The organism is Streptomyces cyanogenus, from assembly GCF_017526105.1.
GTDB lineage: Bacteria > Actinomycetota > Actinomycetes > Streptomycetales > Streptomycetaceae > Streptomyces > Streptomyces cyanogenus.
Window position 1 is genome coordinate 6,070,591 of the sequence record NZ_CP071839.1, and the last position, 22,433, is coordinate 6,093,023.

Here is a 22,433-nt window from a genome sequence, read left to right on the forward strand (position 1 = left end):
TGAGCCGGGGGCGGGGCTGTGCCAGACTGCCCCCGTGCTCTCGTTGGCCATGATTATGGGCAGCAGGCGCGCCGGTCCGCAGTGACCACCTCGTACGACCAGGTGCGGGTGGCCACCGTCGTCCTCGACCCGCGCGCAGACCTCTCGCACCCGCGAGGGGTTTTTTCGTTTTCCGGCCCACCTTCAGCCGGCGGCGGAGCGCGAGGGAGCATGGAGGAACGGTGGAGCCGGTCAATCCGGTAAGACCGAAGATCCACAACAGGAGCCTTGAGACCATGACCGAGACGGCAACCAGCGAGCTCGACGACTCGTTCCACGTCTTCGACACGACGCTGCGCGACGGCGCGCAGCGCGAGGGCATCAACCTCACCGTCGCGGACAAGCTCGCCATCGCCCGGCACCTGGACGACTTCGGCGTGGGCTTCATCGAGGGCGGCTGGCCCGGCGCGAACCCCCGCGACACCGAGTTCTTCGCCCGCGCGCAGGCGGAGATCGACTTCCGGCACGCCCAGCTGGTCGCCTTCGGCGCCACCCGCCGCGCCGGCGCGAAGGCCGCCGAGGACCCGCAGGTCAACGCCCTGCTGGAGTCCGGCGCCCCGGTGATCACGCTGGTCGCCAAGTCGCACGACCGGCACGTGGAGCTGGCGCTGCGCACGACCCTGGACGAGAACCTGGAGATGGTCCGCGACACCGTCTCGTACCTGCGGGAGCAGGGCCGCCGGGTCTTCGTGGACTGCGAGCACTTCTTCGACGGCTACCGCGCCAACCCCGAGTACGCCAAGGCCGTCGTCCGTACGGCCGCGGAGGCCGGCGCCGACGTCGTCATCCTCTGCGACACCAACGGCGGCATGCTCCCCGCCCAGGTGCACGCGGTGGTCTCCACCGTCCTCGCCGACACCGGCGCCCGGCTCGGCATCCACGCCCAGGACGACACCGGCTGCGCGGTCGCCAACACCCTCGCCGCCGTCGACGCGGGCGCCACCCACGTGCAGTGCACGGCCAACGGCTACGGCGAGCGCGTCGGCAACGCCAACCTGTTCCCGGTGGTCGCGGCCCTGGAACTGAAGTACGGCAAGAAGGTGCTGCCCGACGGCAAGCTCCGCGAGACGACCCGCATCTCCCACGCCATCGCCGAGGTCGTCAACCTGACGCCGTCGACGCACCAGCCGTACGTCGGCGTCTCGGCCTTCGCCCACAAGGCCGGCCTGCACGCCTCCGCCATCAAGGTCGACCCGGACCTGTACCAGCACATCGACCCCGAGCTGGTCGGCAACACCATGCGCATGCTGGTCTCCGACATGGCGGGCCGCGCCTCGATCGAGCTGAAGGGCAAGGAGCTCGGCATCGACCTGGGCGGCGACCGCGAGCTGGTCGGCCGGGTGGTCGAGCGGGTGAAGGAACGCGAACTCGAGGGCTACACCTACGAGGCCGCCGACGCCTCCTTCGAGCTGCTGCTGCGCGCCGAGGTCGAGGGCCGCCCGCTGAAGTACTTCGACGTGGAGTCCTGGCGGGCCATCGTCGAGGACCGCCCCGACGGCACCCACGCCAACGAGGCCACGGTGAAGCTGTGGGCCAAGAGCGAGCGGATCGTCGCCACCGCCGAGGGCAACGGCCCGGTCAACGCCCTGGACCGCGCCCTGCGCGTGGCGCTGGAGAAGATCTACCCGCAGCTGGCCAAGCTGGACCTGGTCGACTACAAGGTCCGCATCCTGGAGGGCAAGCACGGCACGTCCTCCACCACCCGGGTGCTGATCTCCACCTCGGACGGCTCCGGCGAGTGGTCCACGGTCGGCGTCGCCGAGAACGTGATCGCCGCGTCCTGGCAGGCCCTGGAGGACGCCTACACCTACGGCCTGCTCCGCGCGGGCGTGGAACCGGCTCAGTAGCTCCGCCGGTCCGGCCGGGGCGCCCGCCGGTTGCCCCGCGAGGCGCTCAGGGCGCCCGCCAGATGTTGTCGAAGGCGACGTTCTCGATGCGGCGGCGTTCGCGGACGGCCTCCAGTTCGGTCACCGCGTCGCCGACCGCGACCAGGACGGTGACGACGGCCTCGTCCTCGGGCTCCGGGCCGGCCGGGCGGTCGTCCTGGATGCCCAGGGTGGCCGCGAGGCCGGTGAGGACGGGGTCACGGGACTCCCAGCGGTCGGTCGCGTGGCGCCGGGCGGCGGTGTCGGCCGGGACGTCGTCCCGGCCGCGGCCCGGCAGCCAGTGCCGGCGCCTGCCGGTGACCTGCCCGTCGGCCTCCAGGGTGTCCCGGTAGGCCACGGCCAGCCCCTCACCCCGCCGCCACAGCCAGTCCTCGACCGTCTCGTACGGCTCCTGCCGCACGAGGGCCGCCCCTGCCTCGTCCAGCATCCGGTCACCCGTGGTCAGCACCGGCCCGGGCACGATGCGCTCGCCGTCCAGGGTGAGCGCCCGGGCGCCGAGCAGGTCGATCAGCTCGGCGCCGGCGAGCGCCAGGGCCAGGTCGCCCTGCTCGACGGGGTGCTCACCGGGCACGTCCAGACTGACGAGGAACAGATCCTGCGGTGTGGTCATACCCCCACCATGGTCCGGCGGCGGCCGATCCGCACCACGCCACACCGCCCTCGCTCAGCACGCCTCCGCGGCGAGCCTCTCGAACGCGCGCAGGGTCATCACCCGGCCGTCCGCCCACACCTGCCCGGGTCCGAGCCGGCCGATCTGCTCGCCGGTGAACTCCACGACCGCGTTGTAGGAGTCGCCGGTGACGTAGTGCCCGAACCCGAGTTCGTAGTGGTGCCGGGGCAGCAGCTCCTGCTTCCCCCGGTGCCGGGCCCGCCAGTGAGCGGGCGGGTCGAACAGGGGGAACTCGGCGTCGCCGTGCAGCCCCTCCTTCTTCGTGTCCCACCCCGTGGTGACGGGTCCTTCCCCGCCGCCGCGGGCCCGCCCGTCCAGGTGCGGGCCCTGATAGCCGTCGTCACCGCACGGCCGGAACACCGCGTACGGCACCCCGTCCGCCCCGGACCGCACCCCCGCGAGCGGCAGGTCGACGGCGGTGCAGCCACTCAGCAGCAGCATCCCGCCGACGATCCCCGCCGCCACGGCCCCCGTGTGTCGCATGTCCCGCCCTACCGCCTCACCGCAGTGACCACTTCTGGTTGGCGGCCCCCGTGCACGTCCAGATCTGGGCCCGGGCCCCGTTCGCCGACGAGTTGTCCGTGACGTCGAGGCACTTGTCCGCCGCGGTGTTCACCACATCACCCGTGGCCGCGTCGTACGACCACCGTTGGGCACCGGTTCCGTTGCAGTCGTACAACTGCACCTTGGCCCCGTCCGCCGTCGAACCGGACGTCACGTCCAGGCACTTGCCGAGCGCCCGGACGGACCCGTCGGCCTGGACGGTCCACTGCTGGGCCGTGCTGCCGTTGCAGTCGTAGAGCTGCACCGCCGTACCGTTGGCGCTCGAACCGCCCGCCACGTCCAGGCACTTGCCGGCCAGGCCCACGAGGGCACCGGTCCTGCCGCCACCGCCGGACTGGGTGCCGGACCAGGTGAAGGTGGCCGAGGTCTTGCCCGGCAGGGAGTAAGTGGCGTGCTGGGAGCCCCAGTTGATGGTGACGGTCCGGGCCGACGAGGAGTCGTTGTAGGCGATCAGCGCCTTGCCGCCGTCCGGGTTGCGCCAGGCCACGTTCGGTACCGCGGTGGAGGCGGTGGAGGCGATCCGCTGGGCGCCGGGGCGGACGAACTTGGTCAGGTGGCCCATGTCGTAGTACTCGACGGTGTAGTCGACGGTCCCGCTCGCGCCGTCGCCGTTGTGCACGGTGATCAGACCGGTGCAGGTGCCGCAGCCGCCGTTGTGCGGGCCCATGTTCTGGTCCACGGCCAGCGACCACTTGGTCACCGACTTCGCCCAGTTGCGGGTGTAGTTGATGATGTCGCCCATGTCCTCGCGCTGCTGGTGGGCGATCCAGGTGCCGCCGGAGTGCTCGGTGCCGAAGGCGTCCAGCGCGGGGTACTGGTTGTGCACGGTCGTCTGCTTGGCGATGTCACCGCCGTAGCCGTGCCAGGCGATGCCGCCGAAGTTGGGGTGGCTGCGCACGGCCGGGTCGTCCACGGTCTGGGCGGCGTAGGAGTCGTAGACGTCCCAGTTCCAGTCGTGCGCCAGCACCTTGGTGCCCAGCCCGGCCGCCTGGAGCCTGGGCAGCAGCTCGCTTTTGGTGAAGTACGCGAGACCGCTCGCGTTCCAGCTCATCGACGGGTAGCCGGAACAGCAGGTCGGCTCGTTCTGCGCGGTGACGTAACGGACGTCGATCCCCTGGTCCTTGTAGGCCTGGAGGTACTTCACGAAGTAGGAGGCGTACGCCCCGTAGTCCTCGGCCTTCAGCCAGCCGCCGTTGAGCGAGCCGCTGTCCTTCATCCAGGCCGGTGCCGTCCACGGCGAGGCCATCACCGTCAGCTCCGGGTTCAGGCGGAGCGCCTGCCTGGTCAGCGGGACGACGTCGGCGAGGTCGTGCGCGATCGAGAACTTCGCCAGAGAGGGGTCGGTCTGGCCGGCCGGCACGTCGTCGTAGGTGTAGCCGTAGCGGGCGAGGTCGGAGGCGCCCATCGGGTTGCGCAGGAAGGACAGGCCGATGCCGTCCGTGGGCGAGAACAGCTTGCGCAGGGTCGCGTCCCGGGTCGCCGGGGACAGCGCCCCGCTGCTGTTCATCAGCCAGGCGGCGGTGTCCGTGAAGGACGCGCCGCCGCCGGTGAAGGTCTGGTAGCGGGTGTTCTCGTCCACGGTGATGTTCTCGCCGCTCCCGCCCGTCCCGGACTGGAAGGCGAACGGCGCCTGTGGCTGGAGGCCGCGTACGACGTGCCGGCCGGCGGAGTCGTCGGTGGTGGTGAGCCAGGCGGTGACCTGCTCACCGGCCGCGTGCGCGGGGGGTACGGCCACACTGACTCCGGCGGCGGAGAGCAGTCCGGCGAGCAGCAGCCGGACTGCGCGGGGGGTTCTCCTCATGGTGCGTCGCCCTTCCTTCCCGGATCGGCAGAGCTGACGGGGCGTCTTGACGGGGGTGTGTGCCCCTAGTTAACTCACGGCGTGAGCTAAGTCCTGAGTGAACCACGAGAGTCGAGGGAAGGTCCATGCGAAGAACCGCCCTGCTCGCCTCCGCCGCACTCCTCGCCGGTCTGCTGCCCTGGGCGGCGACCGCGCGAGCCGCCGACGAACCCGCCCCCGCCCCCGTCGACCGTTTCGAGGGCGAGGTGCCCTTCGCCCCCCAGCCCGCCGAGGGCGTCTTCACCTGGGGCGGCGACCCGGACGACCCGCCCACGCTCCGCCTCGCCGACCGCGCCGACGCCCCCGAGGGCGGGAAAGTCCTCGCCGGCACCTACGACATCAGCGGCTACGGCGGCTTCACCCACGACTTCGCCGCCACCGCGCCCGCCCACGACTGGTCCGGCCGCCGGGGCATCCGCTTCTGGTGGGACGGCCGGAACAACGGCCGGAAGATCGCCTTCGAGATCAAGGACGGCGGGGCGCACGGGGAGGCCTCCGAACTCTGGACCACCTCGTTCACCGACGACTTCACCGGCTGGAAGCGGATCGAGCTCCCGTTCACCGACTTCGCCTACCGCACCGACCACCAACCGGTCGGCGGCATCGACCACGTCCTCGGCCTCAAGGAGATGTGGGGCTACGCCGTCACCCTCCCGCCCGGCACCAAGGGCGACTTCGCCATGGACGACGTGGAGCTGTACGGCAGGGCCGACCAGGCGCTGCGGGCCTCCGTCACCACCGACGCCCCCGTGCACCCGGTAGAGGAGGGCGGGACGGCGAGGGTGAAGGTCACCGTGGCCACCACCGGCGAGGCGCCCCTGACCGACCCGGTCACCGTCACCTACGCCACGGCGGACGGCACCGCGACCCCCGGCACGGACTACACCCCCGTCTCCGGCACCCTCACCTTCCCGGCCGGCACCGCCTCCGGCACCGCGCGGACCGTCGAGGTGCCCACCCGCCGGGACCGGGCGGCCGAACCCGCCGAGACCATCCCCCTGAAGCTCACGGTCACCGGGGCGAAGTCCCCCGCCGAGACCCCGCAGATCGTGATCGACGCGCACGGACTGCCCTACCTGAACGCGAAGTTGCCGGTGCAGAAGCGCGTCGCGGACCTGCTGAGCCGGATGTCCCTGGCGGAGAAGGCCGGCCAGATGACCCAGGCCGAGCGCGGCGCCGTCGGCCAGGGAGCCGACATCGCCGCCTACGGACTCGGCTCCCTGCTCTCCGGCGGCGGCTCGACACCCACCCCGAACACCCCGGAGGCCTGGGCGAGGATGGTCGACGCCTTCCAGCTGCGCACCCGGGCCACACGCCTGCAGATCCCGCTGATCTACGGCGTCGACGCCGTCCACGGCCACAACAACCTCTCCGGCGCCACGGTCATGCCGCACAACATCGGCATCGGCGCCACCCGGGATCCCCGACTGGCCCACCGGACGGGCGCGGTGACCGCCGCCGAGGTCCGCGCGACCGGCATCCCCTGGGACTTCGCGCCCTGCCTGTGCGTGAGCCGCGACGAACGCTGGGGCCGCTCGTACGAGTCCTTCGGCGAGGACCCGGCCCTGGTCGAGTCCATGGAGACCGTGATCCAGGGCCTCCAGGGCCGCGCGAACGGCAAGGACCTCGCGCGCGACGACAAGGTGCTCGCCACGGCCAAGCACTTCGTGGCCGACGGCGGCACCGCGTACGGCTCCTCGACCACCGGGACGTACACCATCGACCAGGGCGTCACCACCGTCACCCGCGAGCAGCTGGAGGACGTCCACCTGGCGCCGTACCGCGAGGCCGTCGACCGGGGCGTCGGCACGGTCATGCCGTCGTACTCCTCCCTCGACATCGCCGGCGACGGCAAGGGCGCGGTGAAGATGCACGCCCGCGGCGACATGATCAACGGCGTGCTCAAGGGCCGCATGGGCTTCGACGGCTTCGTCATCAGCGACTGGAACGCCATCGACCAGCTCCCCGGCGACTACGCGTCCCACGTCCGCACCTCGGTGAACGCGGGCGTCGACATGATGATGGTGCCCTACACCTACAAGGAGTTCAGCACCGCGCTCGCCGACGAGGCGAAGGCCGGGCGGATCAGCCGGAAGCGGATCGACGACGCCGTCTCCCGCATCCTCACCGAGAAGTTCCGGCTCGGCCTGTTCGAGCACCCGTACGCCGACACCAGCGGCGCCGCCGCCATCGGCTCCCGGGCCCACCGGGAGGTCGCCCGCCGGGCCGCCGCCGAGTCGCAGGTGCTGCTGAAGAACGCGGGCGGCCTGCTGCCGCTGAAGAAGACCGAGAAGGTGTACGTCGCCGGGTCCGACGCCGACGACATCGGCAACCAGACCGGCGGCTGGACCCTCACCTGGCAGGGCGCCTCCGGGAACACCGTCCCCGGCACGACCATCCTCCAGGGCCTGCGCGGGGCGGGCGGGAACGTCACCTACTCGAAGGACGCCTCCGCTCCCACCGGCGGCTACGACGTCGGCGTGGTCGTGGTCGGCGAGACCCCGTACGCCGAGGGCGTCGGCGACGTCGGCAACGGCCACGACCTCACGCTGTCCGCCGCCGACCGGGCCGCCGTCGACAAGGTCTGCGCGGCCATGAAGTGCGCGGTGCTGATCGTCTCCGGTCGCCCGCAGCTCGTCGGCGACCGGCTGGACCGGATCGACGCACTGGTCGCCTCCTGGCTGCCCGGCACCGAGGGCGAGGGCGTCGCCGACGTCCTCTACGGAAAGCGCCCCTTCACCGGACAGCTCCCGGTCACCTGGCCCCGGTCGGAGGCCCAGCTGCCGATCAACGTGGGCGACCCGTCGTACGACCCGCAGTTCCCCTACGGCTGGGGCCTGACCACCCTCACCCCCGTCCCGAAGGGCGGTACGGCCACCCTGCGCGACCTCGCCGCCCGGGCCGCGGCGGCCGAGCGGCGCGGCGACCACCGGACCGGACGCGCGCTGGTGACCCGGGCGCGGCTGCTCGTCCAGCAGAAGGCGGGCGGCCACCTCACGCAGGCGGTGGCGGCGCCCTTCGCCGACGCCGACCACCTGCTGCTGACCGGCCGGTACGGAAAGGCGGTGGACAAGCTGACGCAGGCGTACCGGGCGGCCTGATCCCGACCCCGGATGAATGACCGGTTTGGTGAGGCTTCGGGTAGTTTCAAGGTATGAAGGCCGTACGGCGGACCCGAAGCCTCCCCGCCCTGCTCCTGGCCGTCCTGGCCCTGGTGCTGGCGACCCTGTACGCGCCCGGGGCGAGCGCGGACACCAGCGTCTCCGCGATCGCCCGGGCCCTGCGCCAGGGCCCGGTCTACGTCGACCCGGCGGCCCGGGACCAGCTGTCCGCCGCGGACGCCGACACGCTCGCCGCCCGGATCAAGGACGCGGACAAACCCCTGTTCATCGCGGTCCTCCCGGCCGGATACCCCACCACAGACCTCTTCGCCGACCTGCGCTCCGCGACCGGCGTCACCGGCCTGTACGGCATCCGACTCGGCGACCGCTTCGACGCCCGCGCCGACTCCTCCGTCATGTCCGTCACGGCCCGGCGGAACCTGGTCCGCAGCGTCCGGGGCGAGGACGCCAAGTCCCAGCTGGCCGACTTCACCGACCGCGCCCTGGCCAACATGGGCGGCCACGCCCCGCGCAGCTGGGGCGGCTCGGCGAGCGGCGGTCACGGCATGTCCACCACCGGGCTGATCACCACGGTCGCGGTACTGGTGGCCGCCGGCGCGGGCGCGTACGCGCTGGTCCGCCGCACCCGCAGGCGCCGCGAGGAGGAGCAGCGGGCGGCCCTGGAGCGGCTGCGGGTGGTGGTGGACGAGGACATCACCGCGTTCGGCGAGGAACTCGACCGCCTCGACTTCCACCCCTCGGAACCCGGCGCCGACGACGCGATGCGCGCCGACTACGAGCGTGCCCTGGACGCCTACGAGACCGCCAAACAGCGGATGGGCGCGGCCCACAGACCGGAGGACGTGCGGCCGGTCACCGAGGCGCTGGAGGACGGCCGCTTCTCCCTCGCCCAGCTGGCCGCCCGCCGCGAACGCCGCCCGCTGCCGGAACGCCGCCCGCCGTGCTTCTTCGACCCCCGGCACGGCCCGTCGGTCTCCGACGCCACCTGGACCCCGCCCGGCGGCGCCCCGCGCGAGGTCCCGGTCTGCGCGGCCGACGCCACCCGCCTGGCCGACGGCCGCGACCCCGTCATCCGCGAGGTCGACACCGACTACGGCCGCCGCCCCTACTGGGACGCGGGCCCCGCCTACGGCCCCTGGGCCGGCGGCTACTTCGGCGGCGGCCTCCTCCCCGGCCTCCTCGTCGGCACCCTGCTCGGCAGCATGATGGCCACGCCCACGTACGCCGCCGACTACGGCACCGGGTACGGCGACTTCGGCGGCGGCGGTTACGAGGGCGGCGACGTCTCCGGCACGGACTTCGACGCCGGGGACTTCGGCGGCGGCTTCGGCGACGGGGGAGGCTTCGACGGCGGGGGCGGCGGCGGGGACTTCGGCGGCGGCTTCTGAGCGGTCACTTCCCGTGCCGCCTGACGCTCTCCCGCCGGGCGGCGTAGCGCTCCCCGGCGGCATGCCACCAGGCGGGCGGCGAGACCCCGGTCACGACCGAGGCCGGCTGCCCGGGGTGCAGCCCGAGCCGCCGCAGCGCGGCGGCGTCGACGTTCACCGCGATCGTGCCGTGCCAGTGCCCGTCCGCGTCCCTGCGGCACATCAGGTCGAACCGCAGCTCCGTCTCCGTGAACGGCATCCAGTCGATACCGCGCTCACGCAGTCAACCGAGCAGCTCCCGCATGGGGTTCGGCCGCCCCGGCACGTTCTCGTACGAGGCGAGGGGGACCCATTCCGTTTCAGCGCGCGATGCCGTCAAGGAACTCGCTCCAGGTGGTGGGGGAGAGGGTGAGGGTGGGACCGGCGGGGATCTTGGAGTCGCGAATGTGGATGACGGAGGGGTGGGCGGCCACCTCAAGGCAGTTGCCGCCTTCGCTGCCGCTGTGGCTGGACTTGCGCCAGGTGTAGGCGAGTTCGAGGCAGTTGCCGCCCTCACTGCTGCTGTAGCTGGACTTGAACCATGCCAGTGCTGCGGTGCTCATGACTCTCCTAGCAGTTCCTTCAGGAGGCACTCGCTCTCTTCGCAGGAGAGCGCCTGAGACCGCAGCATCGCATATTTGTGGTGGTAGTAACTGACCTCTTCCGGGTCATCCACGAGGAAACTGGCGCGCTGCACTTCCAGGTAGACCAGCCGTTCGTGCTCAGGAGTCTCAAGCAGCACCATGGGCCCGCCGAGTGCTGCGTGAGGTGTCTTGTTCATGGGCATGACCTGAACACTCATGTGAACCGGTCGGACGAGCTCCAGGATCTGCCGGATCTGCTCGCGCAGGACTTCCGGACCACCCATCGGACGCCGCAGGATGCTTTCCTCCAGGATGAAGTGGCCCACGGGGGGTTGCTCCCGCTGCCAGACCAACTGCCGATCCATGCGGGCCTGGACCCACTGATCGGCCGTCTCGCTGCCCAGTGCCGGATACCGGTAGTCGAATACAGCCCGACAGTAGTCCGGTGTCTGGAGGAGTCCCGGAACGACCAGGGTCTCGTACGTCAGGATGCCCACCGCCTCCTGCTCATGATCCACCAGCCCCTGCGCGAACTGCACGATCCGATCCCGTACCGGCAGCTTGGCGACCACCACCGCTAACGCCCCGCCCGTGTCGAGCAGTTCGTCGAACTGATCGGCTCGGTCCGGCTGCAGAGCCAGCCTCCCCTGCTCGATCGACCTCACCGTGTCCACGGCGAGGTTCGCCATCTCCGCGAACTGTTCCTGGGTGAGACGCGCCTTCTTCCGGAAGTGCGCCACGAGCGCACCGACCGCGTACCACGAACCGACCTTCTTGGGCCTCGTCGCCACGTGCATGGCCGTACCTTTCCCCCGTACGCACCTGAAGCTCTCGTAGTGGACTCGTAGCAATGAGAACTACGACCTCACTCACTGACCCAGCGTAGTGACGCACAGTGACACTCGCGGCATGAACGAGGAATCCCAGCACCCCCGGACACGCCAGGCGCTCTACCGTCGGGACCGCAGGTCGGTACGGCTCGCAAGGGAGTTCGCCCGCGAAACGCTGACCGACTGGGCCACGGCCGGGCGCGGCGACGACGTGCTGCTCTGCGTGAGCGAGTTGGCGACCAACGCCCTTCTGCACGGCGTCCCCGCCGGCCGTGGCTTTCTGCTCCGGCTGACGCTGCACACCGACGGTGCCGTGCGGGTCGAGGTGCACGACAGCGGCCCGGGCGAGGTCCGCGCCCCGGAGGCGTCCGCGGACGCGGAGCACGGCCGGGGCCTGCTGCTCGTCGCGGCGTTGGCGGACAAGTGGGGGGTGGGGGAGCGGAACCCGGGGAAGATCGTGTGGTGTGAGTTCCATTCGTTGCCCGGCCGTGCGCCGACCGGTCAGGTGATCGCCGGCGTCGTCCCGTCGGGGAGCGCGCAGACCTCGCCGGCGTAGGGGCGTGAAACGATCTGTCCGCCGGCGGCCGTGCAGTCGTCTCTGGAGATGTTCGGTGACGAGGCGGCCCCGGCGCTGACAGCGCCGACGGCGCTCACGCCGGCAAGGGTGGCCGCGGCCAGGGCGAGGCCCAGGATTCTTCGCACGCGCATGACTTCCTCCTCTCGGGCGCCTTCGTTCGGCTTCCGGGAAGGACAGGTCTCAGGACGACGGCGCCCTCCTCCTCAGCATGGGCGCTCCGCAGGGGGCCTGCGAGACGAGGCCGGGCACCGCTAACGCGGTTCGTGGGCCGCCGCTCGGCATGCACCGGTCGCGGCGCCGCCCGCCACTCCGGCCCCGGTCAGCCCGGTCGCACAACCCTGCAGGTCGCCGACCACGCCACGCCTGCAGGCCGCTGTGACGGCGTCGGAATCGGTGGCACCGGCCAGTTGGGCCATCTGTGTGCAGGCGGGGATGTCCGCCCGGACCGCGGGAGCGGCGAGGACCGCACCGCCGAGGGTGAGGGTCAGACCGGTGAGGGCACCGGCGATTCGCGTCGAGGTGCGCATGGGAGGCACCTGCCTTCCAGGTTGGCGCGACAGGGCCGCCTGGCGACGCTCGGTGTGCCCCGGCCGGCGGGCTCACGGACGGACCGCGCGATTCTGCGTCGCGTCCGTCGAGCCGCACCGGGACATCGTCGCCAGGCCGAAGGAGAGGGCCCCGGACCGGGTGACACGTTATCGGCCCTCCACCCGCGGGCTCCTCACTCCAGCGTCGCATCCTTTTCTCCGCCCGTCCTGGGCACCCGGGCGGCGCTGGGGAACCGCTCCCCGCTCCCCGCGCCTCACGCGTTCCTGATGGCCGAGACGTCGAAGACCAGCTTGATCTTGTCGGAGACCAGGACGCCGCCGGTCTCCAGCGCCGCGTTCCAGGTCAGGCCCCACTCGGAGCGCAGGATCTCGGCCTTGCCCTCGAAGCCGACGCGCTCGTTGCCGAAGGGGTCCTGGGCGGAGCCGTTGAACTCCAGGTCGATGGTGAGCGGCTTGGTGACGCCGAGCAGGGAGAGGTCGCCGGTGATGCGGTACGCGTCGCCGCCGAGGGCCTCCGCCTTGGTGGAGCGGAACGTCATGGTCGGGAACTCGTCGATCTTGAAGAAGTCGGAGGACTTCAGGTGGCCGTCGCGGTCGGCGTTGCCGGTCTCGATGCTGTCCATCCGCACGTCGAGCGTGGCGGTGGACTTCGTGGGATCGGCGCCGTCCAGGTGCAGCGTGCCGGTGAAGTCCTGGAAGCTGCCCTTGACGTTGGTGACCATGGCGTGCCGGGCGACGAAACCGATCGAGCTGTGGGCCGGGTCGATCGTGTAGTCGCCGGTCAGCGCGGTCAGGTCCGGGCCGGCCGTGGCCTGCGCGACGGGGGCGGGGGTGGTGTCCTTACGGCTGAAGATGCCCATGAGATGCTCCTGTGAGTGCTTGTTGAACGTTAAACGAACCTTGTGACTCCGAAGGTAGACCCATTCAGTTCAGTTTTCAACATCATGCGCAACGTGTTTCCATCCTCACCCACGGTCATCGCGCATGCCCCCTGGCGCACCTCCCCGCGCTCGGGCACCATCTCGCCTGCACCACCTGCACAGCCGACCCCCAGCACGCACGGCCCACCGCAGGAAGGTCCCCATGAAGCCGCTCAAGCTCCGCGCGCTCCTCACCGCGCTCGCCCTCGTCCTCGCCCCCGGCATCGCCGTCCTCGGCACCGCGACGGACGCCTTCGCCGTCACGAAGATCAGCCACGCCACGGCCACCCAGATGTTCCGCGACGTCGGCATCACCTGGTCGTCCTCCGGCAACTGCTCCGACCGCAACAACCCCACCTGCACGTCCTTCGAGCAGCTCAACCTCGCCACCGCCCAGGGCGCCCAGACCCTCAAGCGGGCCAGCGGCTGCGCCCTCGACATCACCGGCGGCACCGAGACCGGACACGCCTCGGGCACCTACTCCCACTGGAACGGCTACAAGCTCGACTACGGCAAGAACACGTGCGTGACGTCGTACATCAAGAACAACTTCGGCTACATCGGCCTCCGCGGCGACGGCGCCCCGCAGTACCGGTCCGGCTCCGGCAACATCTACGCCGACGAGGGCAGCCACTGGGACGTCCTCTACTACAACTGCGGCGGCTGCTGAGCCGGGAGCCGAGGAGAGAGGGCGGTGACCGGCCCCATGTGGATGACCCGGCGCGCACTGCTGCTGGCCGCCGCCCTCGCCGCCGCCCCGGCGCCGGCGGCGCGGGCGGCCGAGGACCCGTACGGCACACTGCGCCGCCGCTGGCTCGGCATCTCCCTGGGCACGGGGTACGACCCGGCCGCCGAGCCTTACGCCTCCCGGCTCGCCCGACTCGGGCAGCAGGCAGGGGAGTACCGGGAGGGCATGGCCCCCGGCCCCGTCTCGCTCTGGCCGGGGCACCCCTTCGACCCGCCCTCCGGCATCACCTTCAGCTACGGCCGGCTGTGGACCATGGCCCAGGCGTACGTCCAGCCCGGCACCGGTGCGACCGGCGATCCCGGCCTCCTCGCCGACGTGCTGCGCGGGCTCGACCACCTCTCCGCCACCGTCTACAACCCCGCCACCACCCGCTACGGCAACTGGTGGGAGTGGCAGATCGGCAGCCCCCGGCTGCTGACGGACATCACCGCCGCGCTGTACGAGCAGCTCGGCCCGGACCGGATCGCCGCCGCCTGCGCGGCCGTCGACCACTTCGTCCCGGACACGGTGCTCACCGACTACTCCGGCACCTCCACCGGCGCCAACCGCGTCGACCTGTGCCGCTCGGTCGCCCTGCGCGGCGTCCTCGGCCGGGCCCCGGAGAAGATCTCCCTCGCCCGCGACGCCCTCTCGCCCGTCTTCCCGTACGTCACGAAGGGCGACGGCCTCTACGCCGACGGCTCCTTCGTCCAGCACACCTGGGTCGCCTACTCGGGCACGTACGGCCAGGTCCTGCTCGACGGCCTCGGGCGGCTGTTCGCGCTGCTCGCCGGGTCGGCGTGGGAGATCACCGACCCCGCCCGGCAGAACGTCCTGGACAGCGTCGAGCACGCCTACGCGCCGCTGATCCACGACGGGCTGGTGATGGACTGCGTCAACGGCCGTGCCATCAGCCGGGGTCACCTGCGCTCCGACGACCTGCACGTGCTGCGCAGCGACCACTTCCACGGGCAGGCCCTGATCGCCGCCATCGCCCTGGTCGCCGCCGGCGCGGGCGAGGCCGAGCGCGAGCGCTGGTACGGCCGCGTCAAAGGCTGGCTCGAACGGGACACCGTCGTACCGGTCATGACGTCACGTCAGTTCGGGATCGCCGATCTCGCGCGGCTGCACGCCATCACCGCCTCGCCCCGGCCCGCGGCCCCCGAACCCCTCGGGCACCGCCTCTTCCCGGCCATGGACCGCGCCGTCCACCGCACCCCCCGGTTCACCGCCGCCCTCGCCATGGCCAGTGACCGCATCGCCCACTACGAGTGCGGCAACGGCGAGAACCCGCGCGGCTGGCACACCGGGTCCGGCATGCTCTCCTGGTGGCCGCGGGGCCGCGGCGACCAGTACACCGACTGGTACTGGCCCACCGTCGACTGGTACCGGCTGCCCGGCACCACCGTCTCGACCAGGCGGCTCCCCGACCGGGCCGGCGGCGAGTGGGGCGCCCCCAGGCCGGACGTGCGCTGGGTCGGCGGGACCACCGACGGCACGTACGCGGCGGTCGGCCAGCACCTCAAGGGCCTCGGCTCGACCCTCCGGGCCCACAAGTCCTGGTTCTTCCTCGACGACGCCGTGGTCTGCCTCGGCGCCGGCATCGGCTGCACCGACGGCGTGCCCGTCGAGACCGTCGTGGACAACCGCAACCTGGGCGAGAACGGCACCGAGGCCTTCGTGCGCGCCGCACACTGGGCCCACCTGGAGGGGCACGGCGGCTGGATCCTGCCGTGCGGCGGCGAGCTGCACACCCTGCGCGAGGACCGGACCGGCGCCTGGTCCGACATCAACACCGCCGGCACCGACGAGCGGCGCACCCGGCGCTGGCAGACCCTCTGGCTCGACCACGGCACCGACCCGGCGGCCGCCGGCTACGTCTACGTCCTGCTGCCCGGCGCCTCCCGCGGGCGGACCGCCGCCCGGGCCGCCGACCGGCACTGGCTGTCCGTCCTCGCCAACGACACCACCGCCCAGGCCGTCGCCGTGCCCCGGCTGGGCCTGACCGCGTGGAACTTCTGGCGGGCCGGTACGGTGGGGGACCTGACCGCCTCGGCCGGCGCGAGCGTGCTCGTCGTCCGGCGGGGCCGTACGGCCACCCTCCACATCAGCGAGCCGCCCCGCGGCGGGGCCCCGCTGGAGCTGGTCTGGAACCGTCCGGTGCGCGCGGTGATCCGGGCCGACGACAGCGTCCGGGTCCGGTCGGCTGACCGCCGTCTGGGGCTCCTTGTCACTCCGGGGATGGCATGTGCCACCCATGAATGTGAGGTGGGTCTCAGCTGACGACTTTGTCACCCCCCTACAACGCATCGGCCTCCTGAGCAGTCGGAACGGCTGCATGTCGCCATGGTTCTGTTCACTGGTACCAGGAAAACGGGCCGGAGACTGTACAGAGTCGACGGCTCGCTTTTCTTCGTGTCCTTCGTAAGGTCGCTACATGACCGTTTTGGAAGAGACGACGGGTGAGCCGACCGGTGAGCCGACGGACGCACGCGGACGGGTCGCCGAACTGCACGAGATCCGTGCCCAGGCCGTCGCCGGCCCGAGCGAGAAGGCGACCGAGGCGCAGCACGCCAAGGGCAAGCTGACGGCACGGGAGCGGATCGAGCTGCTCCTCGACCCGGGGTCCTTCCAGGAGGTCGAGCAGCTGCGCCGGCACCGGGCGACCGGCTTCGGGCTGGAGGCGAAGAAGCCGTACACCGACGGTGTCATCACCGGCTGGGGCACGGTGGAGGGCCGTACGGTCTTCGTCTACGCCCACGACTTCCGGATCTTCGGCGGCGCGCTGGGCGAGGCCCACGCCACCAAGATCCACAAGATCATGGACATGGCCATCGCGGCCGGGGCTCCGCTGGTGTCGCTGAACGACGGCGCGGGCGCCCGTATCCAGGAGGGCGTCTCGGCCCTCGCCGGCTACGGCGGCATCTTCCAGCGCAACACCAAGGCGTCGGGTGTCATCCCGCAGATCTCCGTGATGCTCGGCCCGTGCGCCGGCGGCGCGGCCTACAGCCCCGCCCTCACGGACTTCGTCTTCATGGTCCGCGAGACCTCCCAGATGTTCATCACCGGCCCCGACGTGGTCAAGGCCGTGACGGGCGAGGAGATCAGCCAGAACGGCCTGGGCGGCGCCGACGTCCACGCGGAGACCTCCGGCGTCTGCCACTTCGCGTACGACGACGAGGAGACGTGCATCGCCGAGGTGCGCTACCTCCTCTCGCTCCTCCCGCAGAACAACCGCGAGAACCCCCCGCGGGCCGAGTCCACGGACCCCGTCGACCGCCGCAGCGACGTGCTGCTGGACCTGGTCCCCGCCGACGGCAACCGGCCGTACGACATGGCCAAGGTCATCGAGGAGATCGTCGACGACGGCGAGTACCTGGAGGTCCACGAGCGCTGGGCGCGCAACATCATCTGCGCCCTGGCCCGGCTGGACGGCCAGGTCGTCGGCATCATCGCCAACCAGCCGCAGGTGCTGGCGGGCGTCCTGGACATCGAAGCCTCGGAAAAAGCTGCGCGCTTTGTCCAGATGTGTGACGCTTTCAATATCCCGATCGTCACCTTCCTGGACGTCCCCGGGTTCCTCCCCGGTGTCGACCAGGAACACGGCGGAATCATCCGCCACGGCGCGAAGCTGCTGTACGCCTACTGCAACGCGACCGTGCCGAGGATTTCGCTCATCCTGCGCAAGGCGTACGGAGGTGCGTACATCGTCATGGACTCCCAGTCGATCGGCGCCGACCTCACCTACGCCTGGCCGACGAACGAGATCGCCGTCATGGGCGCCGAGGGCGCGGCCAACGTCATCTTCCGCCGGCAGATCGCCGACGCCGAGGACCCCGAGGCCATGCGGCAGAAGATGGTCAAGGAGTACAAGGCCGAGCTGATGCACCCGTACTACGCGGCCGAGCGGGGCCTGGTCGACGACGTCATCGACCCCGCCGAGACCCGCGAGGTGCTCGTGAAGTCCCTGGCGATGCTGCACACCAAGCACGCCGACCTGCCTTCCCGCAAGCACGGCAACCCCCCGCAGTAACCCAGCGGACCCGCCGCGGCAACCCCGCGGACCTCTCTCTCACGGAGACTGACACCCATGAGCACTCCTGACATCCGCGTCGAGAAGGGCCACGCCGAGCCCGAGGAGGTCGCCGCCATCACGGCCATCCTCATGGCCCGCGCCGCCGCCCGCCCCGAGCCTTCGGCGACCCACCGGGTCCGCCCGAAGGCAGGCTGGCGCCGCCTGGAGCGCGAGCCCGGCTTCCGGGCACCGCACAGCTGGCACTGAGGTTCGTGCGCTCGACCGCGGCCCCGCCACTCCGTTCGGGAGGGCGGGGCCGCGGTGTGTTCAGCGGACGGTGACCTTGACGCCGGGGAGGCCGGGTGCGGTGGCGGGGCCGTCGGTGGTGTTGCAGCTGTCCAACTCCAGCCTCCGCAGTCGCGTCAGCGCGCGCAGGCCGTCGAGTTCGTCCGGCAGGAGACAGCGGGTCAGGCAGAGATTGGTGAGCTGGGGGCAGCCTGATACCAGGAGCCGGGTCAGGTCCCTGGCGTCGAAGTCGTAGAGCGACAGGCTGCGCAGACGTTTCACCATGGACAGGGGCGCGAGATCGGGCAAGCGGCTGCGACCGACGAGGTGCAGCTGCTCGACGCCCTCGAAGGGGGCCAGGAAGCCGAGCCTGGTCCCTGCAGTGACGCCGGACAAGGCCAGCGCGCTCAGGCCCGGCAGGCCCGGCAGGCCCTCGATGCCGTACGGACCGGCGAGCGGCAAGTGCAGGACGCGCAGTGCGGGCAGCTCTGCGAGGGCTTCCGGATTCCGAAGTGACACACCGCTGAGCAGCTGGAGGTGCCCGAGCCGGGGATGGGCCTTCAGCAGGGAGAGGTCTGCCGTGCCCCGCACCTTGCACGCCAGTTCCTGAAGCGGCGGGAGTTCGGTGAGAGCGGACAGATCCGGGAGTTCGAACATGATCCTCAGCGCGGTCAGTGATCTCAGCCGTACCGCTGCCCGCAACTGCGCCGAGTGCGTCAGGACAACCAAGTGCTGTCCCAACGGAAGCCTGGCCATCACCCGATCGGCGTAAGGGTCCGCGTCGAAGTACCCCCACGCGTCGATGAGCGCGGCCACCACGTCCCGGCGCCCGTCTTCCGCGTACCCCTCCAGCAGCCCGAGCGCCTCCTCGCCGCCGATCAAGGCGACGGTCCGCACCGTCTGCACCGCCGCCTTCGACGTCAGCTCGTCCAGCGACCCGGGCAGTTTCCGAAGCAGGCTGGAACCCACCGCCGCCAGCGCCGGCGGGTCCGTCTCCCGCCGCGGCGGCAGCAGCGCAGCCACCGCCTCCTCCAGCCGTGCGGCGAGACCGTCGGAGACCTCCGGCACCGTCTCCTGGCAGGCCGCCGCCAGCAGCCGCAGCTTCCTGCCGTACCGGGGTTCCTGCCGTGCCCGGTCCAGGATGCCGCCCAGCAGTTCCTCCCGCTGGGGCCGGTTCGCGTGGCCCGCTGCCATGACGATGGTCTCGCGCCACAGGTCCAGGTGGGCCCGCTCGACCAGGTTGCCGATGCGGTCCTCCTCCGTCGCTTCCTCGGCGGCCAGGTACTCCTGGAACGTGCGGTGGACGAAGTCCAGGCGGCCCTCGGCGGGGGAGCGGAGGATCCCCGAGCGGTCCCGCAGCTGCTCCAGGACCTTGCCGCCGTCGTGCTCGTCCAGATGCCGCATGCCCGCGAGCCGCTTGCCGACGTGCACGGCCGCCTGCTCCAGTGCGATCTCGCTGCGGTTGTTGTCGGACAGCCGCCACGCCAGATCCCGGAGCAGCACCAGCTTGTCGTTGAGGCTCAGCCGGCCGTCCATTGCGCTCGGCACGTTCCGGTCCGCGTCCCGTTCGTGGACCAGCGTGTGCAGGGCGTTGCGGTACAGCTCCATCCGGTCCCGCGGGAGCCGGCTGCCCCGGTTCAGGTGCATCGCGCACAGCATGGCCGCCAGCAACGGCGTACCCGCGAGGGACTGGAGGTGCGGGCGGTCCTTCAGGCTCGTCAGCAACGACTGCTCGTAGCGCGGGAGTTCCTCCACCGTGCACGGCAGGTCGTCGTCCAGCTCCCGTACCGCCTGGTGCCACTGCCGTACGAAGGCCACCAGGTCGGGCGGGGCCATACGGTCCAGGTGGAGCGCGGTGAACTCCTCGCGGCGCAGCCAGTCCGCGCTCGCCGCGGCCGGACGCGAGGTGACGACCACCCGGACCTCGCCGTACGCGGCCAGCAGCCTGCGCAGCCACTCCCGTACGCCCCGCCGCTCGCCGTCCAGCAGCTCGTCCACGCCGTCGATCAGCAGCAGGGCCCTGCCGTCGGTGAGTTGGCGTTCCACCCAGGCCTTCGGCATGACCCCGGTGATCTGGCCGGCCACCGAGTCCAGCATCGCCTCCGGCCTCGGCAGCTCCCGGCCGCTGTACTCGCGCAGCTTCACGAACACCGGAGTCAGACCGTTCCAGTCCGCCAGCTCCCCGGTGAACGCGCCGCGCGCCGCCGTCACCGCCAGCCAGCGCAGCAGTGTCGTCTTGCCCGAGCCCGCCTCGCCGCGCAGCAGCACCCGGGTGGCTCCGCCCAGGGCCGCCTCCACCCGCATCCCGGCGCTCTCGCTCCCGGGCTCCTCCCAGTCGCTCATGTCCGGCCGCAGCATCGGCAGGGAGCGGGCCGGCCGCCGCCGGCTCCCGTCGTCACCCGTCGCGCGCAGACTGACGTACGCCACCGACAGCCGTACCTGCGCCCCCGCCCGGTCGGACGTGCGCCGGAACAGCTCCACCTCGTCCAGGGTCGTGCTGACGAGTTCCAGGTAGCGGCGCCGGAAGTCGCCGTCCCGGTCCGTCCCCTCGGGGGCGAACAAGGACCGGTCGGGCAGCCGCTCCAGCACCCGCGCGATCTCCGCGCCCAGGGACGTCGTACGGCCCAGCAGCTCGGTCAGCGCGCGTTCCTCGAAGACCGGCAGCCCCTGCACGATCCGCACGTAGTACTCGACGCACTCCGCGAACAGCACCTCGAACAGCCGGGTCTCCGCCTCGCCGAGCCCCGCGGGCAGCGCGACCGCTCCCGTCACCCGGCGCACGATCTCCGCCGGATTCACGTCCGCCGCCAGCACCGCCCCGTCCGACAGGTCCGCCGCCGCGAACGTGTCGCACACCCCGTCGATCACGGCCTGCCGGCTGCTCTCCTCCAGGCCGGGGAACTCCCGCTCCAGGAACGGCGCCAGCCGGTCGTACACCGCGTCCGCGATCTCCTCGAACTGCCGTTGCACGCCCCGCTGGAAGCGGAGCCCCGACACCCGCAGCCGGATCAGCCCGGCCATGTCCATGCGGCGCTCCTGCTCCCGCCGCCTGCCCCCGAGCCACATCTGGGCCGCCGCCTTCGCCACGGTCGTCCCCAGCCGTAACGCAGCCGCCTCGGCAACCATCGCCACCCCCTCCAGTGCGTCGTCCAGTGTGGCACCGGGGTACGACAAAGGGGCCCTCTCCGCGGGAAAGGGCCCCTCGGAACGCGGGGACCGGCTAGCGCAGGCGCGCCATCAGGGCGTGCTCCACGAGCGTGATCAGTGCGCTCTTGGCGTCCGCGCGGTGGCGGGCGTCCGTCGTGATGATCGGGGTGTCCGGCCCGATCTGCAGCGCCTCGCGGACCTCGTCGGGCGAGTAGGGCTGCTGGCCGTCGAAGCCGTTGAGGGCGATGACGAAGGGCAGGCCCGAGTTCTCGAAGTAGTCGACCGCGGGGAAGCAGTCGGCGAGACGGCGGGTGTCGACCAGGACGATCGCGCCGATCGCGCCGCGGACGAGGTCGTCCCACATGAACCAGAAGCGGTCCTGGCCCGGCGTACCGAACAGGTACAGGATCAGGTCCTGGTCCAGGGTGATACGGCCGAAGTCCATGGCGACCGTCGTGGTCGTCTTGTCTCCGGTGTGGGTGAGGTCGTCGATGCCGGCCGAAGCGGACGTCATGACGGCCTCTGTGCGCAGCGGGTTGATCTCCGAGACGGCGCCGACGAACGTGGTCTTGCCCACGCCGAAGCCGCCCGCCACCACGATCTTCGCGGAGGTGGTGGAGCGGGAAGGACCGCCGCTAGAGCTTGCGAAGTCCACTGAGCACCCTTTCGAGCAGTGTCACGTCTGGCTGGCCGCCGGCGTTCTCGTCGCCGCCGGGCTGATGGATGGCGACCAGGCCCGCCTCCGCCAAGTCGGCGACGAGAATCCTGGCCACGCCGAGGGGGATCGTCAGCAGGGCCGAGACCTCGGCCACCGACTTGATCTCCCGGCACAGGTTGCAGATCCGCTGATGCTCGGGCAGCTGGCCCTGCATCTGGTGCGGAGCGGCGGTGGTGTGCACCAGTGCCTCGATGGCGAGCTGGTAGCGCGGGCGGGTCCGGCCGCCGGTCATGGCGTACGGCCGCACCAAGGGGTTGTTGGCCGCCGTGGCCGGGGCCGGCTCGGGGCGGCGCTGCGGCTGGACCGGCTGGATCCGCGGGGCCGGGGGCTGGTCGTACGGCGACGGACCGGGGCCCTGCGGGGCGTACGGCTGCCGGTGGCTGGGTGCGGAGGGGAAGTTGTACGGGTTCGCCGAACCGTCGCCCCGGCCCTGGCCCTGGGCAGGGCCGTACGACCAGTTGCCCGAAGACGAACCGCCTGGGGGTGTTGCCACTTTCTCCTCCTCCGACTGCGCCGGGCACCCATCCGTGTGGAGCCGCGTCCCGAAACCTTACG

Annotated in this window: 20 protein-coding genes; 8 read left to right on the plus strand and 12 right to left on the minus strand. The window is 71.6% G+C overall.

Annotated elements, in window-relative coordinates; translation table 11 throughout:
* Window positions 1-275: 275 nt before the first annotated feature.
* Window positions 276-1,886: a citramalate synthase gene (gene cimA, locus S1361_RS27460; protein WP_208034597.1), complete on the plus strand. Its 1,611-nt coding sequence runs from the start codon at window positions 276-278 to the stop codon at window positions 1,884-1,886.
* Between the two features lie 46 nt (window positions 1,887-1,932).
* On the opposite strand, the gene S1361_RS27465 is transcribed toward cimA, so the two are convergent.
* Genes S1361_RS27465 through S1361_RS27475 form a run of 3 tightly spaced genes read right to left on the minus strand, consistent with a single transcriptional unit; the run spans window position 1,933 to window position 4,960 of the window.
* Entirely contained in the window at window positions 1,933-2,535 is a 603-nt protein-coding gene (locus S1361_RS27465) for a GPP34 family phosphoprotein (protein ID WP_208034598.1), read from the minus strand.
* A 54-nt stretch (window positions 2,536-2,589) separates the two neighbouring features.
* Window positions 2,590-3,078, minus strand: a complete 489-nt coding sequence (locus tag S1361_RS27470; protein ID WP_243769321.1) for a hypothetical protein — start codon at window positions 3,076-3,078, stop codon at window positions 2,590-2,592.
* A 16-nt stretch (window positions 3,079-3,094) separates the two neighbouring features.
* Complete coding sequence (locus S1361_RS27475; protein WP_208034599.1) at window positions 3,095-4,960, minus strand: ricin-type beta-trefoil lectin domain protein; 1,866 nt, start codon at window positions 4,958-4,960, stop codon at window positions 3,095-3,097.
* A 125-nt stretch (window positions 4,961-5,085) separates the two neighbouring features.
* Between S1361_RS27475 and S1361_RS27480 the strand changes: the two genes are divergently transcribed.
* Window positions 5,086-8,100, plus strand: a complete 3,015-nt coding sequence (locus tag S1361_RS27480) for a glycoside hydrolase family 3 protein (RefSeq protein WP_208034600.1) — start codon at window positions 5,086-5,088, stop codon at window positions 8,098-8,100.
* A 53-nt stretch (window positions 8,101-8,153) separates the two neighbouring features.
* Window positions 8,154-9,509: a hypothetical protein gene (locus tag S1361_RS27485; protein ID WP_208034601.1), complete on the plus strand. Its 1,356-nt coding sequence runs from the start codon at window positions 8,154-8,156 to the stop codon at window positions 9,507-9,509.
* A 4-nt stretch (window positions 9,510-9,513) separates the two neighbouring features.
* On the opposite strand, the gene S1361_RS27490 is transcribed toward S1361_RS27485, so the two are convergent.
* The 3 genes from S1361_RS27490 to S1361_RS27500 all read right to left on the minus strand — a co-directional run bounded on the left by S1361_RS27490 (window position 9,514) and on the right by S1361_RS27500 (window position 10,908).
* Window positions 9,514-9,747, minus strand: a complete 234-nt coding sequence (locus S1361_RS27490; RefSeq protein ID WP_208034602.1) for a hypothetical protein — start codon at window positions 9,745-9,747, stop codon at window positions 9,514-9,516.
* A gap of 100 nt (window positions 9,748-9,847) precedes the next feature.
* On the minus strand, window positions 9,848-10,090 hold the full coding sequence (locus S1361_RS27495; RefSeq protein WP_208034603.1) for a DUF397 domain-containing protein: 243 nt from the start codon (window positions 10,088-10,090) through the stop codon (window positions 9,848-9,850).
* Entirely contained in the window at window positions 10,087-10,908 is an 822-nt protein-coding gene (locus S1361_RS27500) for a helix-turn-helix domain-containing protein (RefSeq protein WP_208034604.1), read from the minus strand. The genes S1361_RS27495 and S1361_RS27500 overlap by 4 nt, the downstream gene beginning before the upstream one ends.
* Window positions 10,909-11,020: 112 nt before the next feature.
* Between S1361_RS27500 and S1361_RS27505 the strand changes: the two genes are divergently transcribed.
* Window positions 11,021-11,497, plus strand: coding sequence for an ATP-binding protein (locus tag S1361_RS27505; protein ID WP_208034605.1), 477 nt, complete (start codon window positions 11,021-11,023; stop codon window positions 11,495-11,497).
* On the opposite strand, the gene S1361_RS27510 is transcribed toward S1361_RS27505, so the two are convergent.
* The 3 genes from S1361_RS27510 to S1361_RS27520 all read right to left on the minus strand — a co-directional run bounded on the left by S1361_RS27510 (window position 11,443) and on the right by S1361_RS27520 (window position 12,926).
* Entirely contained in the window at window positions 11,443-11,649 is a 207-nt protein-coding gene (locus S1361_RS27510; protein ID WP_208034606.1) for a hypothetical protein, read from the minus strand. The genes S1361_RS27505 and S1361_RS27510 overlap by 55 nt on opposite strands.
* Before the next feature lie 120 nt (window positions 11,650-11,769).
* A complete protein-coding gene (locus S1361_RS27515; RefSeq protein ID WP_208034607.1) occupies window positions 11,770-12,045 on the minus strand; it encodes a hypothetical protein in 276 nt (91 codons plus the stop codon).
* A 275-nt stretch (window positions 12,046-12,320) separates the two neighbouring features.
* Window positions 12,321-12,926: a YceI family protein gene (locus S1361_RS27520; RefSeq protein WP_208034608.1), complete on the minus strand. Its 606-nt coding sequence runs from the start codon at window positions 12,924-12,926 to the stop codon at window positions 12,321-12,323.
* A 223-nt stretch (window positions 12,927-13,149) separates the two neighbouring features.
* Here S1361_RS27520 and S1361_RS27525 point away from each other — a divergent pair, with 223 nt between their 5' ends.
* From S1361_RS27525 to S1361_RS27540, 4 genes are all read left to right on the plus strand, one after another.
* A complete protein-coding gene (locus tag S1361_RS27525; protein ID WP_208034609.1) occupies window positions 13,150-13,656 on the plus strand; it encodes a hypothetical protein in 507 nt (168 codons plus the stop codon).
* Between the two features lie 36 nt (window positions 13,657-13,692).
* Window positions 13,693-15,996, plus strand: coding sequence for a polysaccharide lyase 8 family protein (locus S1361_RS27530; RefSeq protein WP_208036793.1), 2,304 nt, complete (start codon window positions 13,693-13,695; stop codon window positions 15,994-15,996).
* Window positions 15,997-16,150: 154 nt separating this feature from the next.
* The gene (locus tag S1361_RS27535; RefSeq protein ID WP_208034610.1) at window positions 16,151-17,746 is read left to right on the plus strand and encodes an acyl-CoA carboxylase subunit beta; all 1,596 of its coding nucleotides are present in this window, start codon (window positions 16,151-16,153) and stop codon (window positions 17,744-17,746) included.
* 57 nt (window positions 17,747-17,803) lie between these two features.
* Window positions 17,804-17,995 carry an acyl-CoA carboxylase subunit epsilon gene (locus S1361_RS27540; RefSeq protein WP_208034611.1) on the plus strand — a complete coding sequence of 64 codons (192 nt, stop codon included), beginning with the start codon at window positions 17,804-17,806 and terminating at the stop codon, window positions 17,993-17,995.
* 60 nt (window positions 17,996-18,055) lie between these two features.
* Here S1361_RS27540 and S1361_RS27545 read toward each other — a convergent pair whose 3' ends face one another.
* From S1361_RS27545 to S1361_RS27555, 3 genes are read right to left on the minus strand one after another with little or no spacing between them, the layout of a single operon-like run.
* The gene (locus S1361_RS27545; protein ID WP_341829348.1) at window positions 18,056-21,187 is read right to left on the minus strand and encodes an NACHT domain-containing protein; all 3,132 of its coding nucleotides are present in this window, start codon (window positions 21,185-21,187) and stop codon (window positions 18,056-18,058) included.
* A gap of 46 nt (window positions 21,188-21,233) precedes the next feature.
* Window positions 21,234-21,815, minus strand: coding sequence for a GTP-binding protein (locus S1361_RS27550; RefSeq protein ID WP_093769009.1), 582 nt, complete (start codon window positions 21,813-21,815; stop codon window positions 21,234-21,236).
* Window positions 21,796-22,371, minus strand: coding sequence for a DUF742 domain-containing protein (locus S1361_RS27555; protein WP_208034612.1), 576 nt, complete (start codon window positions 22,369-22,371; stop codon window positions 21,796-21,798). Before S1361_RS27555 ends, S1361_RS27550 begins: the two co-directional genes overlap by 20 nt.
* Window positions 22,372-22,433: the final 62 nt, after the last annotated feature.